Annotated in this window: 2 protein-coding genes; one reads left to right on the top strand and one right to left on the bottom strand. The window is 65.5% G+C overall.

Annotated features, from left to right (window positions below; translation table 11 throughout):
• The coding region (locus tag AB4Y86_RS17510; RefSeq protein ID WP_441403437.1) for a hypothetical protein at nucleotides 1-188 on the top strand (188 nt) is incomplete at its 5' end.
• 123 nt (nucleotides 189-311) lie between these two features.
• Here AB4Y86_RS17510 and AB4Y86_RS17505 read toward each other — a convergent pair.
• Nucleotides 312-1,814: an aldehyde dehydrogenase family protein gene (locus AB4Y86_RS17505; RefSeq protein ID WP_441403436.1), complete on the bottom strand. Its 1,503-nt coding sequence runs from the start codon at nucleotides 1,812-1,814 to the stop codon at nucleotides 312-314.
• Between the last annotated feature and the right edge of the window lie 299 nt (nucleotides 1,815-2,113).

The raw sequence follows: 2,113 nt of genomic DNA, 5'->3' as shown, positions 1-2,113 counted from the left end.
ACATGGACGTCATCGCGGACGGCTTCGATTACGGCAACCATGCCATCCGCCGCGTCCAGGAGAGGCTGAAGGACGCGCTGGACCCGAACGGGATCCTGTCCCCGGGCAAGCAGGGCGTCTGGCCCCGCCGCTACCGCGCGGTCGAAGCGCAGGTGCCGGACGGCGTCGCGGTCTCCGTCCTGGAGTAGGGCGGCTGTCGACAAGACCTGCAGACTGTCGCGGGACGGGAAGACAAAATGACAAAAAGGGCCGGACGCTGGTGGAAGAAACCAGCGTCCGGCCCTGTTCGCTTGCGGAATCCGGGCGGCGGACTAGGCGCCGCTGATATTGACCGCCACGGACTTGACTTCGGTGTAAGCCTCCACGCCTTCGCGGCCGTTCTCCTTGCCCCAGCCAGACTGCTTGAAGCCGCCGAACGGCATATTCGCATCCATGCCGCCGGCAGCGTTGACCCGCACATTTCCCGCCTTGATCCGGCGCGCGAACTGGTGGGCCCGGGAGACGTCCTTCGTCCAGATGGTCGACGAGAGGCCGTAGATCGTGTCATTGGCCCGCGCCACGATGTCCGCGACGCTGTCTCCATCCCGGAAGGTTGCCGTGGAGAGCACGGGCCCGAAGATTTCCTCGCGGACCACCCTCATTTCATGGGTCGTGTTCCGGAGGATGGTCGGCTGGATGAAGAAGCCATTTCCCGGGACTGCCGCACCACCGGTGACCAGTTCTGCGCCCTGCTCCCGGCCGCTCTCGATGTAGCCGAGGATGCGCTCGCGTTGCTGCGCGGAGATCACCGGGCCGAGCTGGGCCTGCGGGTCGATCCCGGCGCCGATCCGGAGCGCCCCGGCCCTGTCCGCGATCCCGGCAATCACCTCATCCGCCACGGCCTCATGGACGTAGAGACGGGAGCCGGCAGCGCAAACCTGGCCGGTGTTGCCGAAGATACTCATCGAGGCGCCATCGATGGCCCGTTCGAGGTCCGCATCCGGGTAGATGACCACCGGGGATTTTCCGCCGAGCTCCAGCGAGACGCGCTTCAAATTCCCCGCGCAGGAGGCCAGCAGGTGCTTGCCCACGGCCGTCGATCCGGTGAAGGAAATCTTGTCCACGAGCGGATGGTCCGCGATCCGCTGGCCGGCAACCGCACCGAGGCCCTGGACAATGTTCAGCACGCCGGGCGGGAATCCCACCTCCAGGGCCAGCTCGCCCAACCGGACTGCGGTCAGCGGTGTAAGTTCCGCGGGCTTGAGCACGACAGTGCAGCCGGCGGCCAAGGCAGGCGCCAATTTGGCCGCCGTGATGGCCAACGGGCTGTTCCACGGAACGATCAAACCAACGACGCCGATGGGTTCGCGAAGGGTATACGCGTGCCACTCGCCTGGCAATGAGACGTTGCGGGTCTCGCCGTTTAGCTTCGTCGCCCAGCCCGCGTTGTAGCGGAACGACTCCGCGGCCCCGCCAATTTCGAAGGCACGGGCAATGCCAAGCGGCTTTCCTGTGTTCAGCGTTTCCAGCAGGGCCAGCTCGTCGGCGGCGGTCTCGATGGCCTCGCCGAGCTTCCAGATCAGCCGGCTCCGCTGGGCCGGGGTCATCGCTGGCCAGGGACCGGAGTCAAAGGCCCGCCGGGCGGCCTCGACGGCCCGGTCGACATCCCCCGCGGTCGCGGAGGCAGAGTCGACCAGCTGTTCGCCGCTGGAGGGATCGATGAGGGACAAGGGCTCGGCGCTGCCTTCCACCCATGCGCCGTCGATGAGCAGGCGCAGCGGCCTGGCCAAAAGGTCCGGGCGCGCAGGCGTGGAGAGGGTCTGGGTGAGGGGCATCGTTGGCTTCCTTCCGGGAGGCGGATTGCGTCGCATCTCAAACTATGTCTTCTGTGATGGTTGCCACATCGTATCCACCAAGATACATTGTTCTAGGAATTATGCATTTATTTCTAACCTTCGTATCGGGCCTGCCGCCCAATCGACCAGCAAGCATTCAGGCGCCACGGGCTCCGGGTTCCCCGGCACGGGCGCCAGTACTCAATGAGGAGATTCTGGATGGAAGAGCACAAGCGTTACTCACTGTTGGCCAAGGTCCTGACGCCGGCCGTTGCCGGACTTACCCTGCTGTCGTTGGC

Source organism: Arthrobacter sp. 2YAF22_2, from assembly GCF_052114645.1.
Lineage (GTDB): Bacteria > Actinomycetota > Actinomycetes > Actinomycetales > Micrococcaceae > Arthrobacter.
Note: the sequence above shows the minus strand (reverse complement) of the source record. Positions and strands in the feature narration are given on the sequence as shown.